General features: G+C 68.3%; 22 protein-coding genes. 13 read left to right on the plus strand and 9 right to left on the minus strand.

The genetic code is table 11. From position 1 onward, the window contains the following. Window position 1 precedes the first annotated feature (1 nt). Window positions 2-1,519, plus strand: a complete 1,518-nt coding sequence (locus tag AB4Y74_RS08315; protein WP_441798628.1) for a DUF2142 domain-containing protein — start codon at window positions 2-4, stop codon at window positions 1,517-1,519. 9 nt (window positions 1,520-1,528) lie between these two features. Here AB4Y74_RS08315 and AB4Y74_RS08320 read toward each other — a convergent pair whose 3' ends face one another. After that, window positions 1,529-2,119, minus strand: coding sequence for a TetR/AcrR family transcriptional regulator (locus AB4Y74_RS08320; protein ID WP_441798629.1), 591 nt, complete (start codon window positions 2,117-2,119; stop codon window positions 1,529-1,531). Window positions 2,120-2,218: 99 nt separating this feature from the next. Here AB4Y74_RS08320 and AB4Y74_RS08325 point away from each other — a divergent pair, with 99 nt between their 5' ends. The 6 genes from AB4Y74_RS08325 (at window position 2,219) to AB4Y74_RS08350 (ending at window position 8,869) form a co-directional block, all read left to right on the plus strand. Further along, complete coding sequence (locus tag AB4Y74_RS08325; protein ID WP_441798630.1) at window positions 2,219-3,538, plus strand: MFS transporter; 1,320 nt, start codon at window positions 2,219-2,221, stop codon at window positions 3,536-3,538. 53 nt (window positions 3,539-3,591) lie between these two features. Next, window positions 3,592-5,877, plus strand: coding sequence for a glycoside hydrolase family 3 C-terminal domain-containing protein (locus AB4Y74_RS08330; protein WP_441798631.1), 2,286 nt, complete (start codon window positions 3,592-3,594; stop codon window positions 5,875-5,877). A gap of 83 nt (window positions 5,878-5,960) precedes the next feature. Then, the gene (locus AB4Y74_RS08335; protein WP_441798632.1) at window positions 5,961-6,716 is read left to right on the plus strand and encodes a DUF1295 domain-containing protein; all 756 of its coding nucleotides are present in this window, start codon (window positions 5,961-5,963) and stop codon (window positions 6,714-6,716) included. 69 nt (window positions 6,717-6,785) lie between these two features. Next, the gene (locus tag AB4Y74_RS08340; protein ID WP_441798633.1) at window positions 6,786-7,853 is read left to right on the plus strand and encodes a zinc-ribbon domain-containing protein; all 1,068 of its coding nucleotides are present in this window, start codon (window positions 6,786-6,788) and stop codon (window positions 7,851-7,853) included. A gap of 63 nt (window positions 7,854-7,916) precedes the next feature. Beyond that, window positions 7,917-8,345, plus strand: coding sequence for a VOC family protein (locus tag AB4Y74_RS08345; RefSeq protein ID WP_441798634.1), 429 nt, complete (start codon window positions 7,917-7,919; stop codon window positions 8,343-8,345). Then, window positions 8,345-8,869, plus strand: a complete 525-nt coding sequence (locus AB4Y74_RS08350) for a universal stress protein (RefSeq protein WP_441798635.1) — start codon at window positions 8,345-8,347, stop codon at window positions 8,867-8,869. The genes AB4Y74_RS08345 and AB4Y74_RS08350 overlap by 1 nt, the downstream gene beginning before the upstream one ends. A 33-nt stretch (window positions 8,870-8,902) precedes the next feature. Here AB4Y74_RS08350 and AB4Y74_RS08355 read toward each other — a convergent pair whose 3' ends face one another. Next, the gene (locus tag AB4Y74_RS08355) at window positions 8,903-9,127 is read right to left on the minus strand and encodes a hypothetical protein (protein ID WP_441798636.1); all 225 of its coding nucleotides are present in this window, start codon (window positions 9,125-9,127) and stop codon (window positions 8,903-8,905) included. A 152-nt stretch (window positions 9,128-9,279) separates the two neighbouring features. Between AB4Y74_RS08355 and AB4Y74_RS08360 the strand changes: the two genes are divergently transcribed. After that, window positions 9,280-10,125: a class II glutamine amidotransferase gene (locus AB4Y74_RS08360; RefSeq protein WP_441798637.1), complete on the plus strand. Its 846-nt coding sequence runs from the start codon at window positions 9,280-9,282 to the stop codon at window positions 10,123-10,125. A 21-nt stretch (window positions 10,126-10,146) separates the two neighbouring features. Here the strand turns inward: AB4Y74_RS08360 and AB4Y74_RS08365 are convergent, their stop codons facing one another. Further along, window positions 10,147-10,635 (minus strand): FBP domain-containing protein, encoded by a 489-nt coding sequence (locus AB4Y74_RS08365; RefSeq protein WP_441798638.1) that lies wholly within the window; start codon window positions 10,633-10,635, stop codon window positions 10,147-10,149. A 302-nt stretch (window positions 10,636-10,937) separates the two neighbouring features. Between AB4Y74_RS08365 and AB4Y74_RS08370 the strand changes: the two genes are divergently transcribed. Further along, window positions 10,938-11,327, plus strand: coding sequence for a RidA family protein (locus tag AB4Y74_RS08370; protein WP_441798639.1), 390 nt, complete (start codon window positions 10,938-10,940; stop codon window positions 11,325-11,327). A gap of 6 nt (window positions 11,328-11,333) precedes the next feature. Here the strand turns inward: AB4Y74_RS08370 and AB4Y74_RS08375 are convergent, their stop codons facing one another. Next, window positions 11,334-11,567: a hypothetical protein gene (locus AB4Y74_RS08375; RefSeq protein WP_441798640.1), complete on the minus strand. Its 234-nt coding sequence runs from the start codon at window positions 11,565-11,567 to the stop codon at window positions 11,334-11,336. A gap of 89 nt (window positions 11,568-11,656) precedes the next feature. Here AB4Y74_RS08375 and AB4Y74_RS08380 point away from each other — a divergent pair, with 89 nt between their 5' ends. The 4 genes from AB4Y74_RS08380 (at window position 11,657) to AB4Y74_RS08395 (ending at window position 15,536) form a co-directional block, all read left to right on the plus strand. Further along, entirely contained in the window at window positions 11,657-13,576 is a 1,920-nt protein-coding gene (locus AB4Y74_RS08380; RefSeq protein WP_441798641.1) for a diguanylate cyclase domain-containing protein, read from the plus strand. A 172-nt stretch (window positions 13,577-13,748) separates the two neighbouring features. Beyond that, window positions 13,749-14,492, plus strand: a complete 744-nt coding sequence (locus AB4Y74_RS08385) for a class I SAM-dependent methyltransferase (RefSeq protein WP_441798642.1) — start codon at window positions 13,749-13,751, stop codon at window positions 14,490-14,492. 102 nt (window positions 14,493-14,594) lie between these two features. Then, complete coding sequence (locus tag AB4Y74_RS08390; protein WP_441798643.1) at window positions 14,595-14,957, plus strand: YciI family protein; 363 nt, start codon at window positions 14,595-14,597, stop codon at window positions 14,955-14,957. 228 nt (window positions 14,958-15,185) lie between these two features. Then, the gene (locus AB4Y74_RS08395; protein ID WP_441798644.1) at window positions 15,186-15,536 is read left to right on the plus strand and encodes a VOC family protein; all 351 of its coding nucleotides are present in this window, start codon (window positions 15,186-15,188) and stop codon (window positions 15,534-15,536) included. A gap of 72 nt (window positions 15,537-15,608) precedes the next feature. Here the strand turns inward: AB4Y74_RS08395 and AB4Y74_RS08400 are convergent, their stop codons facing one another. The 5 genes from AB4Y74_RS08400 to AB4Y74_RS08420 form a co-directional block, all read right to left on the minus strand. Continuing rightward, a complete protein-coding gene (locus tag AB4Y74_RS08400) occupies window positions 15,609-16,373 on the minus strand; it encodes an ABC transporter permease (protein WP_441798645.1) in 765 nt (254 codons plus the stop codon). Beyond that, window positions 16,370-17,170, minus strand: coding sequence for an ABC transporter ATP-binding protein (locus AB4Y74_RS08405; protein ID WP_441798646.1), 801 nt, complete (start codon window positions 17,168-17,170; stop codon window positions 16,370-16,372). The genes AB4Y74_RS08400 and AB4Y74_RS08405 overlap by 4 nt, the downstream gene beginning before the upstream one ends. Beyond that, complete coding sequence (locus AB4Y74_RS08410; protein ID WP_441798647.1) at window positions 17,167-17,547, minus strand: DUF1048 domain-containing protein; 381 nt, start codon at window positions 17,545-17,547, stop codon at window positions 17,167-17,169. The genes AB4Y74_RS08405 and AB4Y74_RS08410 overlap by 4 nt, the downstream gene beginning before the upstream one ends. A gap of 2 nt (window positions 17,548-17,549) precedes the next feature. Then, window positions 17,550-17,915, minus strand: a complete 366-nt coding sequence (locus AB4Y74_RS08415) for a PadR family transcriptional regulator (RefSeq protein ID WP_441798648.1) — start codon at window positions 17,913-17,915, stop codon at window positions 17,550-17,552. A 120-nt stretch (window positions 17,916-18,035) separates the two neighbouring features. Continuing rightward, a complete protein-coding gene (locus tag AB4Y74_RS08420) occupies window positions 18,036-18,902 on the minus strand; it encodes a cytochrome c oxidase assembly protein (RefSeq protein WP_441798649.1) in 867 nt (288 codons plus the stop codon). Window positions 18,903-18,916: the final 14 nt, after the last annotated feature.

Genomic DNA, 18,916 nt, shown 5'->3' on the forward strand with positions numbered 1-18,916 from the left:
CATGACTGAGCAACGCACCAGGACTCTGCGGATCGTCGCCTACTGTCTGGCCCCGTTGGCTCTGCTCGTCGCCCTTCTCTCGTGGAGCGTGTCTTCGCCGGTCGCCTCGAGCGCTGACGAAGACTTCCACCTCACCAGCGCATGGTGCGGCGACGGACTCCGCGACGGTCTCTGCGAGGCGGGGTCCGACGCGGACCACCGGCGGGTGCCCGAGCAGTTGCTCCAGGCGAATCGGTGCTTCGACGGCCACCCGGAGCAGCCCGCCTCGTGCCCAGCGATACCGTCATCCGTCCTCGCCGACACCGACCGCGGCAACTTCGACGGCTCGTATCCGCCCGTGTTCTACGCCGCCATGGGGATGTTCGCGAGCCCGAACATCTCGGTCTCCGTGATCGCGATGCGGGCTTTCAACTCGCTGCTGTACGTCGCGATGATGTCGGCGTTGCTCCTTCTGCTTCCGCGTGCCCGCCGCGGGCTCATGGTGTGGGCGTCGCTGGTCACGATCGTGCCGTTCGGGATGTTCCTGATCGCCAGCATCAACCCCAGCGGCTGGGGAGTCCTCTCCGCCACGACCCTGTGGCTCGCGCTGCTGGGGTACTTCGAGACGGAGAGCCGGGGCCGCCGGATCGGACTCGCGGCGCTCGCACTGCTCGCCACCGTCATCGGCGCCGGGTCGCGAGCCGACTCGGCCGCGTACGCGGTGGTGGCAATCGTGCTGGTCGGCGTGCTCACGGTCAAACGCACGCGCGCCTTCCTCAGGCTCGCGGTCTTCCCGATCGTGCTGGTAGCGATCGCGGGTGCGAGCTACCTCACCTCCGGGCAGACGCGGGCCGTCAACCCGGTGGGGGAGAACATCTCCAGCCCGCTCGGCAACGTGCCGCAGAGCTTCATCGACCTGCTGTGGAACAACCTGATCCGCCTGCCCGACCTCTGGGCCGGCGCGTTCGGGGCCCCGGTGAATGGACGCGCGCTGTGGCTCGGCGCGACGGCGCCCGGTCTGGTGTGGTTCCCCGTGGCGCTCGCATTCGGCGGCGTCGTATTCCTCGGCCTCCGACGCCTCAACCTGAGGAAGGGCCTCGGCATGGCGATGATCGTCGCCCTGCTGGTGCTGCTGCCGATGCTGTGGTTGATGCGCGACCACATCCTGGTCGGGCAGCAGGTGCAGCCGCGCTACCTGTACCCGCTGCTCATCATCCTCGCCGGCGTGAGCCTTCTGGGCTTCCACACGGCGAGCGCCGGGCTCGGTCGCGTGCACATGGTGCTGGTCGCCACGGCCGTCTTCCTGGGCAACCTCTCGATCCAGTGGCTCACCATCCGCCGGTTCACCACGGGGCTCGACGAGTTCTGGCCCAACCTCGACAAGAACATCGAGTGGTGGTGGGGGCTGCCCTTCGGGCCGATGCCGCTGTGGATCGTCGGCACCCTCGCGTTCGCGACCGTCTGCGCGCTGGCCGTGCTGTTCGGGTGGCGTGCCAGCGACCCGCTGGAGATCGACGAACGGCCCGCGATCCGCCTGTGATCGCGGCGGTCAGTCCCGCGCGAGCAATGCGAAGAGCGCATCCATCGTCGCCGGCATGTCGACCGTCTGGTCTTGCAGCCACTGCAACTGGAGACCGTCGGACACGGCCTGAACGATTCGTGCCAGCGTCTCGGGGTCGACGCGATCGGTGAGCTCGTCGCCCTGCTGCTGGCGAGCGAACGACCGGGCGAACATCTCCCGGAGGAGCGCGCTCCGCTCCACGAAGTACGCGTGGGCGGGATGCTCGGTGTCGCCGGCCTCCACCGCCAGCCGGGAGAACAGCTGGACCAGTCCCGGGACTTCGGCGTTGTGCCGGACGATACCGACGAATCCATCGCGCAGCCGATCGGGGCTCGGATCCTGGTCGACGTCGCCGAACCGGCGGGAGTCGACCTCGTCGCGCTTGCGGATGATGGCCGTGAAGAGTTCGTCCTTGCTGTCGAAGTAGTGCAGGAGGCCGGCCTGGCTGAGGCCGACCGCGTCGGCCAGCTCTTTGACCGAGGCTCCTCGGTATCCCTCGCGGGCGATCACCTCGAGCGCGCGCTCCAGGATCTCCTCCCGCTTAGCCACGCCCTTCGCGTACGCTCCTCGCTGTGCCATGCCCCGAGGATAAACCGAACGTCGCTTGATTTCCGAAAACCGAGTGACGTAAGGTTTTGCCACCATCCACGGTGGATGGCGAGAGGACCCCCTTCGACAATGACGTCAGACACCTCCGTCCCGACCGGCGATCGCGCCGCCGAATCGGTGACCCCCATCACCACGAATACGTTCGTCGGCACCGCCTCCGGCAACGACGACCCGCCCGCGCCGATCCGGGGGCTTCGCCGCCTGATGGTGTGGATCATCCCCGCCAACCTGGGCATCTACATGATCTGGGGCGCTCTGCCGGGCATCCTGCTGCCACAGCAGATCACCGTGCTCTTCGGCCAGAAGGACCATGTCGCAAACCTGGCGATCGTCGCGACCATCGGCGCCTTCGCCGCCATGGTGGTGCAGCCGATCGCTGGGCGGATCTCCGACCGCACGCGATCGCGCTTCGGGCGTCGGGCGCCATTGATCCTGATCGGCTCACTCGCCGGCGGCCTCTCCCTGATCGGTCTGGCTTTCGCCGACTCGCTCGTCGGCGTGATCATCGCCTGGACGCTGGTGCAGGTCGGCTACAACATCGCGCAGGGTCCGCTGACGGCGGTGATGCCGGATCGCGTGCCGGTGAAGCGTCGCGGCACGTTCGCTGCGTTGTCCGGGATCGGGCTCATGGTGGGCGCACTCGGCGGCTCGATCGTCGGCGCGATGTTCTTCAACAGCATCACGGTCGGCTACGTGTTCTTCGCGGTGTTCTCCCTGGTGGTCCTCACCCTGTTCGTGGTGATGAACCCTGACTACTCGAGCAAGAACCTGCAACGCGAGCCGTTCACGGTGCTCGACTTCCTCAAGACCTTCTGGGTGAACCCGGTCGCTCATCCCGACTTCTTCTGGGCCTTCACCGGCCGCCTGCTGCTGTACACCGGCTACTTCGCTGTGACGGGGTATCAACTCTTCCTGCTCAGCGACTACTTCCACGTCGCCCACCCGGAGCAGGTCATACCGCTGCTCGGACTGCTGAGCCTGGTCGGCATCATCGTCTCGACCGTGATCGCCGGTCCGCTCTCCGACCGCGTCGGCCGCCGCAAGCCGTTCGTCTTCGCCTCGGCGGCCGTCGTCAGCCTCGCCTTCCTTCTGCCCTGGCTGTGGCCGGACCTGACCTCGTGGATCATCATGACCGTCGTGGCAGGTTTCGGGTTCGGGATGTTCCAGGCTGTCGACACCGCGCTGATGAGCGAGGTACTACCGTCGGCGAGGTCGTTCGCGAAGGACCTCGGGGTCGTCAACATCGCCGCGACCCTGCCGCAGACGCTCGCTCCGGGCGTCGCCGGCGTCATCATCCTCGCCTTCGGCTACGGCGCGCTCTTCCCTGTGGCCATCGTGCTCGGCATCCTGGGAGCCCTGGCCGTGTGGCCGATCAAGGCGACCCGCTGACCTCTCGACTTCCACTCACGACGTCCACTCACGTCTTCCACGAAAGGAATCACATGACCGACTCCACCACGACGACGGTCCGCGCCGCCCTGTCTGGCCTCTCCGTCGAAGAGAAGGCATCACTGACCAGCGGCGAGAGCTTCTGGCGCACCAAAGCCGTCGGCGACATCCCCTCCGTCATGCTCACGGACGGGCCGCACGGCCTGCGCAAGCAGCGGGAGGGTGGCGACCACTTGGGGATCGGCGACAGCGTCCCTGCGACGTGCTTCCCGCCGGCCGTCGCGCTCGGGTCGTCCTGGGATGTCGAGCTTGCCGAGCGCGTCGGAGCCGCTCTCGGCGTCGAGTCGTCAATCGAGGACGTGGCCGTCCTGCTCGGCCCTGGCATCAACATCAAGCGCTCCCCGCTCTGCGGCCGCAACTTCGAGTACCTCAGTGAGGACCCGATCGTCTCGGGCGTGCTCGGCACCGCACTGGTGCGGGGCATCCAGTCGCAGGGCGTCGGCGCATCGCTGAAGCACTTCGCCGCCAACAACCAGGAGGGCGACCGGATGCGCTCCTCCTCCGACGTGGACGAGCGGCCGTTGCGCGAGCTCTACCTGCGTGGATTCCAACGGGTCGTGGAGGACGCGCAGCCGCACACGGTCATGTGCTCCTACAACCGCATCAACGGGGTGTTCGCGTCTGAGAACCCGTGGCTCCTGACGGACGTGCTCCGTACGGAGTGGGGCTTCGAAGGCCTGGTCGTCTCGGACTGGGGCGCCGTCAACGACCGCGTGGCCGCGCTCCGGGCGGGGCTCGACCTCGAGATGCCGGGCAGCGGCGGCCAGACCGACGCCCAGGTGGCCGCTGCGGTCGCCGACGGCACCCTGGACGAAGCGGTGCTGAACGCGTCGGCACAGCGCAACGCGGACCTCGCCGTTCGCTGGGCAGCGACTCCACGGGCCGAGGGCCCGCTCGATGTGGACGCCCACCATGGTCTGGCACGGGAGGCCGCCGCACGGTCGATCGTGCTGCTGAAGAATGACGCTCCGGAGGGTGCGGCCGGGTCGATCCTTCCTCTCCGGCCGGACCAGTCCATCGCCGTGATCGGAGCTTTCGCCGAGAAGCCGCGGTACCAGGGCGCGGGCTCGTCGATGATCCGGCCGACGCGGTTGGATGATGCGCTCACATCGATCCGCGCGGCCGCCGGCGATGTGGTCTTCGCCCGGGGGTTCTCGGTCGCCATCGACGTGTCGTCGGAGGAGACGGCCCGCCTGCGAGACGAGGCGGTCTCGACGGCGTCCTCCGCCGACGTCGCCGTCGTCTTCGCAGGGCTGCCGGCGCGCCTGGAGTCGGAGGGCTACGACCGCGAAGACATCGACCTCCCGGCCGATCAGCTGGCTCTCATCGATGCGGTGGTCGCAGCGAACCCGCGCACCGTGGTCGTGCTGTCGAACGGCGGAGTGGTCGCGCTGCCGTTCGCCGACGCGGTCCCCGCGATCGTCGAAGCCTGGCTGCTGGGCCAGGCGGGCGGATCCGCGACGTCCGACGTGCTGTTCGGCGCCGTCAACCCGTCGGGCAAGCTGACGGAGACCATCCCGCGCCGGCTGGAGGACACCCCTGCCTTCTTGAACTTCGGAGGCGAGGAGGGGCACGTCCGCTACGGCGAAGGGCTGTTCGTGGGGTACCGCTGGTACGACGCCCGCCGGATGGACGTGGCGTACCCGTTCGGGCACGGCCTGTCTTACACGACGTTCGGCTACGGCGACGCTGCAGCGACGACGACGTTCGGCGATGTCGAGGTGCGTGTGACCGTCACCAATACGGGCGACCGCGACGGGCACGAGATCGTGCAGGTCTACACGTCCCTTCCCGGATCGACCGTGCAGCGCGCGCCGCGGGAACTCAAGGGCTTCGCGTCGGTCGCGCTCGCGGCCGGCGAGTCGCGAGAGGTGACGATCCTGGTCCGTCGCGCCGATCTCGCCTACTGGGACGTCCGGGCGCAGCGGTGGGTCGTCGAGGGCGGCGACTACATGGTCGAGGTGGGCGCGTCCAGTCGCGACCTGCGTACGACCGCGACCGTGGCCGTCACCGGTGACGAGGTGCGGCTCCCGCTCACGCGCGAGTCGTCACTGGCGGAGGTGATGGCGCATCCCGTCGCCGGTCCCATGGTGCAGGCGGCTCTAGCCGGAATGGCGCAGATGATGGAGGGTGCGTCGGCGATCATGCCGGAGGGCGTGTCGATGGACAAGATGATGGGCTCGTTCCCGATCGGCCGCATCGGCATGATGGCCGGCGGCCAGGTCACGCCGGAGATGATCGACGGACTGATCGCGGCTGCCAACGCCCCCCAGCAGTAAGGCGCACCGAGTGGTCCCGACACGCCGCGTGGGCCCATCCCGCCACGGCGTGTCGGGACCACTCGTCGCGCTAGCCTGACCGCATGCCCGAGGGACCGTACCGCTGGTTCGTGTACGCCGAGCTGGCGCTGGCCGCTGTGACGTTCGTCGCGTTGCTCTTCATCGTGGCTCCGTACGGCGGCCGTCATGGGCGCGGTGGCTGGGGCCCGACCGTACCCGCCCGGGTCGGCTGGGTCGTGATGGAGGCGCCCGCGTCCATCCTCTTCGTCGTCTTCTACCTGCTCGGCACGCATCGGTTCGAGCCGGTCCCGCTGCTGTTCCTCGCGCTGTGGCTGGTGCACTACGTCTATCGGGCGTTCGTCTACCCGTTTCTCATGCGGTCGGGGTCGAGGATGCCGGTGCTGGTGATGACCCTGGCGATCGTCTTCAACCTCCTCAACGCATGGGTCAACGCGCGCTGGATCTCGGAGTACGGGACATACCCGGTCGCCTGGCTGGGGGATCCCCGGTTCTGGATCGGGCTGGCGCTGTTCGCACTCGGCCTCACCCTCAATGTGCGGTCGGACCGGACACTGCGTCGACTCCGCGGGGACGGATCGGGCGGGTACCGGATCCCGCAGGGCGGCGGCTTCCGGTACGTGTCGAGCCCGAACTACCTCGGCGAGATGGTCGAGTGGACGGGTTGGGCGATCGCCACCTGGTCGCTGGCGGGAACGGCGTTCGCGCTGTACACGGTGGCCAACCTGGCGCCGCGGGCGATCTCCAACCACCGCTGGTACCGCGACACCTTCGCCGACTATCCGCCGGAGCGGCGGGCGCTGATCCCTTTCGTGCTCTGAGGATGGCATCCACCTCCCCGCGATGACGGTGGTCGTGCCTACGCTGTCGTTCGAGAGAAGGGATGGCGTGTGCCGGAGAGCGTCGAGCAGTGGTGGTCGCGCCGCCAGTGGTCGAAGGGCGAGGCGGTTCCCTACCCGGTCGGCCGCTACCGGAGCGACTGGGAGCGCTACCCGGTGCTGGTGCGGCAGTATCACCCGGACCTGAATCACGGGATCACGCTGACGCAGGTGCCGCCCGCGGCCGACGTCTACCTGGTGTGGGAGTGCGACTCCGGCCACCGTTTCGTCGCGACGCCGGGCGAGCAGCGTGCACGCCCTGGTGGTACGCGACGACGTTCGGTGTGGTGCCCGCAGTGCGCGGAAGCGGCGGCTCCCCGGCCGGTTCGCGCTCCGGAGCCGGAGGCGGGGATGCATCAATGCGGTCACGCGCGCGACCCGCGTCGCATCGAAGCCGACCCGAACGATGACCGCTGCTACCTCTGCCGACGGCTCGACCGCGAGACCATGACGCGCGAGCAACTGGTGAGCATGGCGGCGCCGGGATCGCGCGTGGCAGTGTCGACCGAGAACGGTACGGCCGGAAAATACTCGTGGCAGTGCGAAGCCGGCCATCCCTCGTTCCAGACGAGTATCGAGCACATCCTGGGCGGCAGGCGGTGTCCGATCTGCCGGCACGCCCGCGGCGGTGCCGACCAGGTCGATGTGGGGGAGGCATTCGTCAGCCGCTGGGCGCCCGTCCCGGCGTCGGCCGCGGAACCCGAGTTGAAGCGCCGGCTGGCCCAGCGGCTCGACGTCGACCTCGGCATGAACGCGGTTCGGGTCGCGAAGCCCTTCCACGCGCACCTCGAAGTGTGGCCCGACATTCTGGTGCCCGAGCTGAAGGTCGCGATCGAGTACGACACGACCGGGCGGCACGGCCTCGAGCACGTCGGGCCGCGGGAGGAGTCGGACCGGCGCAAAGACCGGCTGCTCCGAGCGGCGGGGTGGGAAGTGGTCCGCGTCCGGGCGGGAAAGCTCCAGCCGATCGGCCCCTACGACGTCGCAGCGGGCGGGATCACGGACGCCCTGGTGGAGCGCATCCTGGCGCGGCTGGGGGAGATCCGCGGGGAGCTGTTCGTCGCCGCCTATCGCCGCTGATCGCACCGCTCGCTACGCTGGGCGGCAAACGGCCAGACACCCAGCTCTCACGAGGAGGACACCATGCCGTCGATCCTGAACCCGTACCTCAACTTCCGCGCTTCGGCGCGCGAGGCGATGGACTTCTACCAGTCCGTGTTCGGCGGGGAGGTGCAGCGCAGCACGTTCGCCGAGTTCCAGATGGCACAAGACCCGGCCGACAACGACCTGATCATGCACTCGCAATTGACCAGCCCCAGCGGCTTCACCATCATGGCCGCAGACGTTCCCGCGCACATGGACCTCAACGAGGGCTCCAACATCTCGATCTCGCTGAGCGGCGACGACGAGTCGGAGCTCACCGGCTACTACGAGAAGCTGATCGAGGGAGGCAACGTGATCGAGCCGCTCGCGAAGGCTCCGTGGGGCGACAGCTTCGGCATGGCGGTCGACCGATTCGGTGTGCAGTGGCTCGTGAATATCGCGGGCGCACCGCAGGAGGCGGCGGGCTGATGGCGGAACCGGCCGGCGACGATCCCGCCGTCGGACCGGTGATCGTCGGGCTCCACCGCGGTCAGTCGCAGGCCGTGCTCCTCGAAGCCGCGCAGCTGGCCGCGGAGCTCGGGCGACCGCTGCTCTGCGCCTACGTCTCGGAGGACAGTTACCTCACCGAATGGGACAAGCCCGACACGGTCGCCGGCGAATCCCTGCACCCCAGCGAGGTCGGCGCGGGGGAGCGGGACGCCGTCCTTGCGCTCACGGCGGCGATCGACGCAGCGCTGAACGACATCGATACGCCGCCGGAGTCGTGGTCGCTCCGGCTTCTGGCGGGCGATCCGGCGAAGGCGCTCGGGCGGCTGGCCGGCGAGACGGACGCCCGGCTCATCGTCGTCGGGACGCATCGCCGAGGCTTCTCGAACACGGTGGAGAACTGGCTCGCGGGTTCGGTAAGTGCACGGCTGACCCACGACCAGTGGCGACCGGTCGTCGTCGTCCCCGTGACCGCGAAGGGGCAGTCGACGCCCACCCTGGCCTGAACGCCCGTGTGCCGCGCTTCGTCGCTGCGTAGTTCAGCCGCGCAGTTCGGTGAGGGCCGCCTCGAACGACCGGAAGTACGTGCGGTGCCCCGGCTTGCCGATCTGCGTCACCTCGAACATCCCGTCGAGCTGCAGGATGAAGCCCACCACGGGAGGCGCACCGAGCTCGGCGACCCGGGCGTCACTGACCCGCCACTCCCGGTCCGAGATCTCCGACACCTCCAGTCCCTGCCGGAGGAAGCTCTCGTGCGTCTTCATAGCTCAATGAAAGTGGACGCTCCCGTCTACCGACAGGCCTTGACAGCGGGTTCTCGTGAGTGTGGGCAGGCGCACGAGATCCTGTATTCCCGCGAGGCACCGCCGCGAGTTAGGGTTCAGCCGTCCGCATCCGGGACGTCGAGGAGGTCGTCATGTGCCGTTGGCTTGCATACTCGGGGGAGCCGCTCCGGCCATCCGAACTGATCCTGGACACCCAGCACTCGCTGGTGGCCATGTCACTCAACTCGCCGCTCGGCGCCGAGACCGTGAACGGCGACGGGTTCGGCTTCGGCTGGTATCCCGAAGACAAGAGCCACGGCAACACTCCCGCTCTCTTCCACAGCATCGAGCCTGCCTGGCACGACGAGAACCTGCGCGAGCTGACCAGCTCGATCGCCAGCCCACTGTTCTTCGGGCACGTCCGCGCCGCGGCCGGGCCGCCCATCCAGCAGTCCAACTGCCATCCGTTCCGGCATGAGAACTGGCTGTTCATGCACAACGGCTTCCTGGACGGCTTCCTGGAGATGAAGCGCGACCTGGTGCTCGCCATCGACCCGTCGCTGTTCCCGCTGATCCACGGTACGACGGACACCGAGGTGCTGTTCTACCTGGCGATCACACTCGGGCTGCAGGACGACCCGATCGCCGGCCTCGGGCGGGCGATCCGCATGGTGGAGTCGGTCGGCGAGAGCAAGGGCATCCACTTCCCGATGCAAGGTACTGTCGCCGTGTCCGACGGGAACACCCTGTGGGCTTTCCGGTACTCCACGTCGCTCAAGAGCCGGAGCCTGTACCACTCGGCGGCGATCCCGGAGCTGCGCGAGCTGTACCCGGACGCCGCACGGCTGAACGTCTTCGGCGAGAAGGCCAAGGTCGTCGTCTCTGAGCCCCTGACCGACCTGCCCGGTGCGTTCGTCGAGCTCCCGGAGTCGACCGTGGCGGTGCTCGACGACTCCGGGTTTCACCACGAACCGTTCCTGGAGCGGACGGCGGCCTGAGGCGCCGCCCGCTCCGGGCGGTCAGTCGCCGTCCTGGACCCGGCGGAGGAAGGCGTCGACGTGCGTGCGGAGGGCGTCGATCCGGTGCTGCCGCGCGGCCTCGACGTCGAATCCGACGTAGGCCGTGGGCGGGCGCTTCCGGACGTTCGCCGAGCACTCGAACTCGGCGCAGACCAGCGTGCCGAGCGTGTTGCCGTTGCGTCCGGCCTTTCCGGCGCGCTTCGCGATGAAGAAGACCACATCGTTGGGCAGGTGCACGTCTTCGCACCAGGAGCATTGCGGACGGGAGCGGATGCGGCCGTCGGCCTGCCGCAGGAGCACGCCGACCGGCGATCCATCGACCTCGGCGACGACGTACCCGACGGCGGGCTGCCTGCGGTCGCGCCAGCCGAGGTAGTCGAGGTCGTCCCAGCGCAGCTGCGCCAGGTCGGGGAGGGTGAGCTCCTTGCGCTCGCGCTGCGACGCGTTGACGAAGGAGGATCTGAGCTGTTGCTCGGTAAGGGGAAGCATGGAGAACGCCTGACTGTCGTGAATCGGTCGTGAGCGGACGAGTCGTCCGCGGAACCGCCGCCGGGCACGCCGGATCGACGGGGGAGCGCGCCCGAGGGCGCGCGGGATCACCGAGAAGGGGACAGCGCTATCTCGCGCCGGCGCTGAGCGCGCCGACGACCTCCAGACGCCCGGCTTCCGCGAGCGCGGCGGGCTGCGAGATGAGCGGATTCACGAATCCACTCTAACCCGGCGCGGCGAATCCACCGGTGCGGGTGTCGGCGGTCCCAGGCAGACTGGCTGGCAACCGAGAGGGGAACGTCATGACCGGAACACCGACACCTGTCGACCCGCCCCAGCTTTACCGAAGCCCGGCCTTCGCCCAGGGCATGATCCTGCCGGAGGGTCCCGTGCTGTTCATCGGCGGTCAGAACGGGGTGGATGCGGAAGGCGCGCTGCTCGAAGGGCTCCGGCAGCAGACCGAGCAGGCGTTACGCAATCTGCTCGCGGTGCTCGCCGAGGCGGGCAGCGGGCCGGAGCACGTGGTGAAGCTGAACATCTATCTCGCACCGGGCATCGACCCGACGGACGGCTACGCCGCGACGCGGACGGTGTGGGGTGATCAGCGGACCTCGGTGACCGTGCTCGCGGTCGCCCCGGCACGCCCGGGCGCCCTGGTCGAGATCGACGCCGTGGCCGCTGTGCCCCGCTGACGGCGCCTACTCGTCGCGGGCGTCCGGAGCGTCGAACTCGGTGAGCTCCTCGACGACGGCTTCACCTTCGTCGCCGGTGTCGTCGCGGCCGCCGTCGTCGGCCGCCTCGTCTCCCGAGGGACCCGTGTGAAACGCGCCCGTACCCTCGTCGAGCGTGCCCTCGCCGTCGGGGTAGCCCGCGTCGTCCGGGTACTCGCTCCCGCGCGTCCCATCCGCCCCGACTTCTTCTGAATCGGCCATCTCGCTCCTCCTTGGATCCGTTCTGGAAATCATCCACCGGGGACGCCGGTCAGAACAGCCCCGATCGACGCGTGCACTAGGGTCAAGTGGTGGTGGAAAGTGGAGTGGTGCCCGACGAATCGGAGCGCCGCAGGCTCGAGGAGTGCGTCACAGAGCCGATCCGGACCCCGGGCCGAATCCAGTCGTTCGGGATGCTCCTCGTCGTCGACGTGGCGACGTACACGATCGTGACCGTCAGCGAGAACGCCGCTCCATGGCTCGGGCAGTCGGTCTCCGTCCTCGCCAGCCCGACGCTCGAGTGGAGCGTCACCGCAGAGACCCACGGCGCCCCGATCCGGGTAGAGGTCGGCGACGAGACCTTCGACGCGGTCACGCACAGCCTCGGTGACCGCGTTCTCATAGAGCTGGAGCCCACGGGCGGAACCCCGGACCTTCCGACCGCCTCGGTCGTCGGCGCGATCCGCTCGCTCGGGATGCTGGCCGGAGCCGATGAGCTGCGGCAGGCTGTCGCCGAGGAGGTCAAACGCATCAGCGGTTTCGACCGGGTCATGGTGTACCGCTTCTTCGAAGACGGACACGGCGAGGTCGCGGGCGAAGCGTCCGAGCCCGATATGGAGGCGTACCGCGGCCTGCACTTCCCGGCCTCCGACATCCCGCAGCAGGCGCGGTCGCTGTACCTGACCAAGCTCTCGCGGCAGATCGTCAGCACCGAGGACGAAGGAACTCCGCTCCTCTCCGTCCACGAGTCCGCGCCGCTGGATCTGAGCAGCGCAGAGCTGCGCGCCGTCTCACCGCACCATTTGCAGTTCATGCGGAACATGGGCCAGGCCTCGACCGTGTCCTTCTCGATGATCCAGGACGATCGGCTCATCGGCATGATCACCTGTGCACACCGCACCGAACGGCGCATGCCGATCCTGCTGCGTCGCGCGCTGGAGGTGCTGACGACGCAGGTGACCCTTCAGCTGGCGGCACTCGAGTCGATCGCTCAGCTGCGCCGTGATCTGGCCGTCCGGGAGCAGCGGGCCGCCGTGCTCGCGGGCATCCCGTCGTCCGACGATCCGCTGCTGACGCTCGCGGAGAACGGGCTGGAGCTCTGCCGGCTGGTCGGTGCGGACGGCGCCATTCTGGCGATCGACGGCGTAAGCCGTAGCGTCGGATCCGTCCCGCTCACCGATCGCAGCCTGCTGCTCTCGGCCGCCGGGATCGAGCCGCTCAGCTCGCAGGAACTCGGCCGCACGCATCCTGCACTCGCCGTGCTGATGCCCGGGTTCGCCGGCCTGATGGTCGTGCCGGTCGGCGCCCACGGGGTCCTGCTGTTCTTCCGGCACGAAGTCACGCGGGTCATCCGCTGGCTGGGCGACCAGACGGCGGCCAACCGCGACACGGCGCTCTCGCCGCGTCGTTCGTTCTCGGAGTGGCGCCAGAGCGTCGGGGGCTCGTCGCTGCCCTGGGGATCGACCGCGGGGGAGGCGCGCGAGCTGGGCCGCGATCTCGCGCGAGCGCTCGACCGGCGCCGCGAGGCGCACCTCGCGCAGCTGGCACTCGTCGATCACCTCACCGGCCTGCACAACCGTCGGTCGTTCGAGCACCTGCTCGAGAAGTCCGTCACCGAGGTCGAGGGTGGCGTGCTGCTGTTCCTCGACCTGGACGGCTTCAAGGCCATCAACGATCGCCACGGGCACGAGACCGGGGATGCGGTGCTGCGCGTCATCGCCGAGCGGCTCACCCGGGGCAGTCGGGTGACGGACGTCATCTCGCGGCTGGCCGGTGATGAGTTCGTCGTGCTCAGCGCGGGCGCCACCCCGGAGGACGGCGAGCGGTTCGCCGCCCGTCTGGTCCAGGAGATCGCCCAGCCGATCGATACGGCTCGTGGCCCGATGAGCGTCACCGCCTCGTGTGGCATCATCCCGATCGAGCCGGGCCTGACTGCGAAGCAACTCCTCTCGGCGGCCGACGCCGCGATGTACCGCGCCAAGAACACGGGACGCAACCGGGTCTCGCGCTGAGGGCCGCCGCACATTCGGCACGAATGTCACTATTAGTGCCTCCGAAAACGACATTCGGCACGAATCTCCCGTGGTCAGCGCCGACGACATTCGGCACGAATGTCACTTATGGCGGCTCCAGAGGCGACATTCGGCACGAATCTCGACGGTGGTGGCGACTAGTGTCGCGGGCATGCCCGACCCGCAGCATTTCGACCGGCACGCCGACCTCTACGATCGCGCCCGGCCGCCGTACCCTGACGCGCTCGGGAAGAGGCTCGCCGAGCTCGGGCTTCTTGTCGCCAGCCACCGGGCGGTCGACCTGGGCGCGGGCACCGGGCAGGCCACGGGCATCCTGGTCGACGCGGGGATGGACGTGACCGCGGTCGAGCCCGGGCCGGCTCTCGCGGCCAGACTCCGTGAGCGATTCCCCGACGTCCACGTCGTGCGGGATACCGCCGAGGCCGTAAAGCTGCCGCCCGCATCGTTTAACCTGGCAACGGCTGCGACGGCGGTGCACTGGTTCGACCTGGATGTGGTGCTGCCCAAGCTGCACACGGCCCTCGTGCCCGGTGGTCGGCTGGCGGTGTGGCGCAACGCCTACGGCGACCGGTCCGTGCCCGTGACGCCGTTCCGCGACCGCATCGGTCAAATCGTCGCTCGTCGCGGTGCACCGCCGCGGCGGCTCCCGGACGAAGCGGACACCTCCCGCTGGGCCACGCTGCTTCAGGCCGGCGGCTACTTCGAGCCAGTGCACCTAGAGGACTTCCACTGGAGCATCGAGCTCGACGAGGATGCGGTGCGCGGCCTCTTCACCACTTTCAGCGACTGGTCGGTCGCAGAAGCTGAGCAGGCGGCCGAGGCCGCTCGCGACCTCGGTGGCACCGTGACCGAGCACTACCTCACGCCGCTCATCGTGCTCGCCCGCACCGACTGACCCGACGCCGCCGCCATCCGCGCGAGCACAGGTGTCGATCCTGCGGCTTTCCGTTCGACGTCTGGTCAGGAGATGATCCTCGACAACAGGAGGCAGTGCACGATGAGCGAATACATGATCCTGATCCAGGGCGACCCGAAGCGCTGGGAGACGATGACGGACGACGAGAGAGCGGAGATCGACACCGCACACGGCGAATTCCGCCGGCGGGCCGGCGACGCGATCCGGGCCTCCGGCGAGTTGCAGGGCCCGGAAACAGCGGTGACCGTCCGGCGCGGAGACAGCGGCGAACCGGTCACCGTGGACGGACCGTTCACCGAAGCGAAGGAGGTCGTCGGCGGCTTCTACCTGCTCGACGTCCCCGATGTGGAGGCAGCGGTCGCGCTCGCCTCGGTGCTGGCCGAGACCCGGCACGACCACAGCGGAGTCCAGGTGCAACCGCTGGTGGATCACTCCGCGGGGTGAGTGGTTCCCCCGGGATGCCGTTCCGTTCGCGTCGGGTTGAGACGTTTTCGCTTACGAAGTCGTTTCCACGTCTGGTTCGGCATCCCCGGGCCAGGACAACGCTAAGGGAAGCAAACCCAGGTCCTCAATTTCGGGGACAGAAACCGTCAACAGTTGACGGGGAGGCTGCGCGCGCACCATGGTCGGTGATGTGCTGACAGAGTCAGCGACGCACGATCGGGGGATGACATGGCAGTGACGGGCATCGGCGGGCTGTTCTTCCGCAGTCGCGACCCGGAGGCGCGGGCGGCCTGGTATCGGGAGCACCTCGGAATCGACGCCGGCCAGGACGCGGTGTGGACGCAGGCGTCCGGCATGACCGTATTCGCGCCGTTTCCGGCAGATTCCGACTACTTCGCCGCCGACCAGCCGTTCATGCTGAATCTGCGGATCAGCGGTCTGGACGCGCTGGTGGCCTCGCTCGAATCCGCAGGCATCCCGGTCGAGCGGCGTCCCGAGTGGGAGGGGGAGTACGGGCGATTCGCGCGCATCCACGATCTGGAGGGGCTCCCCATCGAGCTGTGGGAGCCGGCCGGCTGAGCGCCGCACTCGCTGATCCCGGGGTACGGCAGAGCCCGCCTCCGCAGGGAGACGGGCGCCGTTGGTGCATGTTCAGTTGAACTTGCGGCGGTACTTGGCGATCGCGAACGCGTAGGCGACGATCAGGATGCCGACCAGCCAGGCGAGGGCGACCCAGATGTCCGTGCCGACCGGCTGCCCGGCGAAGAGTGCCCGGATGGTGTCCACGATGGAGGTGACCGGCTGATTCTCCGCGAACCAGGCGACCGGTGCGGGCATGGAGTCCGTCGGCACGAATGCGGAGCTGATGAACGGCAGGAAGATGAGCGGGTAGCTGAACGCACTCGCCCCATCCACTGTCTTCGCCGAGAGGCCGGCGATGACAGCGATCCAGGTCAGCGCGAGCGTGAACAGGATCAGGATGCCCGCGACGGCGAGCCACACCGCAACCGATGCTCCGGTGCGGAAGCCCATGATCAGTGCGACGCCGATGACCAGCGCGACGGAGACGACGTTCGCCACCAGCGAGGTGAGGACGTGCGCCCACAGCACCGACGACCGGGCGATCGGCATCGACTGGAAGCGCTCGAAGATGCCGCCCTGCAGGTCCAGGAACAGCCGGTACGAGGTGTACGCGATGCCGGAGGCGATGGTGATGAGGAGGATGCCGGGAAGCATGTAGTCGATGTACGACTCGTTCGACCCGAGCTGGATGGCCCCGCCGAGCACGTACACGAAGAGCAGCATCAGGGCGATCGGGGTGACCGCCGTGGTGATGATCGTGTCGGGACTGCGGAGGATGTGGCGGAGCGACCGGCCCGTGAGGGTACGCGTGTCGCTCAGGACGTAGGTGCTCATCGGAGTTCCCTTTCTGTCTCTGCGCTGGTGTCGTCGTCGCCGACGAGGGCGAGGAAGACCTCTTCGAGGGTGGGCTGCTTCTCCACATACTCGACCGTGGCCGTCGGAAGGAGCTTCTTCAGTTCGGCGAGGGTGCCGTTCTGGATGATGGTCCCCTTGTGCAGGATCGCGATCCGGTCGGCCAGCTGCTCCGCCTCGTCGAGGTACTGCGTGGTGAGCAGGACGGTCGTCCCGGTGCGGGCCAACTCCTTCACCGTGTCCCAGACCTCGATGCGCGCCTGGGGGTCGAGGCCGGTGGTCGGCTCGTCCAGGAAGATGACCGGCGGGTCGCCGATCAGGCTCATCGCGATGTCGAGCCGGCGACGCATCCCTCCCGAGTAGGTGCCCGCTTTGCGCGCACCCGCGTCGCTGAGCGAGAAGCGGGCGAGCATCCGGTCCGCGATCTCACCGGGGTTCTTCAGATGCCGCAACTTGGCGACCAGGATGAGGTTCTCCCGCCCGGTCAGCACCTCGTCGACCGCCGCGAACTGGCCGGTCAGGCTCAGCGAGCTGCGCACCTCCGCCTGAGAGGTCGACACGTCGTAGCCGTGCACGCTCGCGCTGCCGCCGTCGGCCTTGAGCAAGGTCGAGAGGATGCGGACGAGCGTGGTCTTGCCGGCCCCGTTGGAGCCGAGCAGGGCGAAGATCGTGCCGGGGGCGACGTCGAAGTCGACACCGCGCAGCACCTCCAGGTCCTTGAAGGACTTCGTGATGCCCTGCACCCGGATGGCCGGGTCGAGAGTGGTGGTGGTGGTCATGATTTCCGTCCCTTCCCTTCGTCGTCGACGGCAGAGTCGATCGCCTTCGAGAGGCGCTCACGTTCTTTGTCGATCCAGCGCTTTCCGCTGTAGGCCTCGGCGAACGAGTCGGCGAACTCGACCGGGTCGTCTCCGGTGATGTCGCGGATTGGTGTTCCATCTGCTGCGGCGCGCTCCCATAGGTCGACCAAGTCGCCGAGCATCGTGACGAGCACGTCGCCGTTCACAACTCCGCCCTGGTACATGAGGTATCGGTGGCAAGCCTTGGCCGAACTCCGGTAGGGCTCGGGCAGAGCATCCATGCGTGCCATGTCCTGCCGGTACTGCTTCTTCTGCTCGAGCGACCCGGTGAGGGCCTCGATCCACTTCGCTGCCATGATCAGTCGTTCCCTTCGCTGTTGCTGGTTGCGGTGCTGCTTCCGTTGCTGTCGTGGAGTTGTTCGATCCGCTCGGAGAGGAAGCCCCACGTCTTCCAGAACTCCGTGAGCTGCTCGCGACCCTGGTCGTTGAGCCGGTAGACCTTGCGCGGCGGCCCCTTCTCGGACGGCACCTTGGTGACGTCGACGAAGCCCCGCTGCTCGATCCGGACCAGGAGCGCGTACACCGTGCCCTCGACGAGGTCGGTGAAGCCCTGGTCGCGCAGCCGCGTGGTGATCTCGTATCCGTACGCCGGACGGCCGGCGAGGATCGCCAGAACCATTCCTTCGAGAGTGCCCTTCAGCATCTCGGTCATCTGGTTGCCCATCGGGTCACCTCCTACTCAGTGATGTTGACTACCAGTACAAAGTAACACTGAGTACCGGTACTTAGCAACACCGAATACAAAGAATTCTGCAGGCCGATTTCGACCGTCCCGGGGGAGGGCTCAGCTGCGCTGATCGAGGTGCCGACGGGTCAGCTCGGCCATCTCCTCATCGCTCAGCTCGTCGAGACGCTTGCCCTCGCGGCGATCCAGCCGCATCCATCGAACGAAGAGCAGCACCAGCACCGGCACGTCGGCGACCTCGGCGATGAACCAGAGGAAGTCACCGGACAGGTGCTGATCGTGGAGCGGAGACGGGAACCACAGCGGCAGCCGCCCGAGAATCACAGGGGCGTGGTCGAGGATGCCGTCGTTCAGCCGCAGGAGCAGCCCAGGGATCGCATCGAGGAGCAGTTCGACGAACGCGAGCAGGAACTCCACGGTGATGAAGAAGGCGGTGCGGACCACCGAGTGCGCTGCGATCGGCAGCACCAGCAGCAGGCCGCACAGCGGCGTCAGCACGGAGATCGACCACTCGGAGGCGGGGGAGTCGCGCAGGATCGCGGACACCGGCGTGAGGAACACGAGGAAGACCACGCAGCCGAACGCCGGCGCGAAGATCGCGTTGCCGAACACCCGTGCCGGCCAGGAACGGGTGGCCCGGTCGACACGACGGCGACCGTCAGGCCCCAGGGCGACGCGGGCCAGCGCGACAGGGCGTCCGAGGCTGACCAGGGCCGGGACGACGAAGAGCAGCAGGGCGATGCGCGTCGTGAACGCCCAGCGGAGCTCGGTGCTCTCGGCTCCCAGGAATCCGAAAGAGACGACGGCGTACGACCCCAGGCCGAGCCCCAGGTAGGCGAGGGTGAGCCGGCGCGGCCAGTGGTGACCCCGCGACCGCAGCCGGAGGACACCCCCGAGGTAAACCGTGGCTGCGAGGACGAGCAGCGCGGCGGCGAAGGGGTCGAAGGACCACGTGTTGAGGAACACGGACAGTGGCGGCG

It is taken from the genome of Leifsonia sp. RAF41 (genome assembly GCF_052114085.1).
GTDB lineage: Bacteria > Actinomycetota > Actinomycetes > Actinomycetales > Microbacteriaceae > Leifsonia.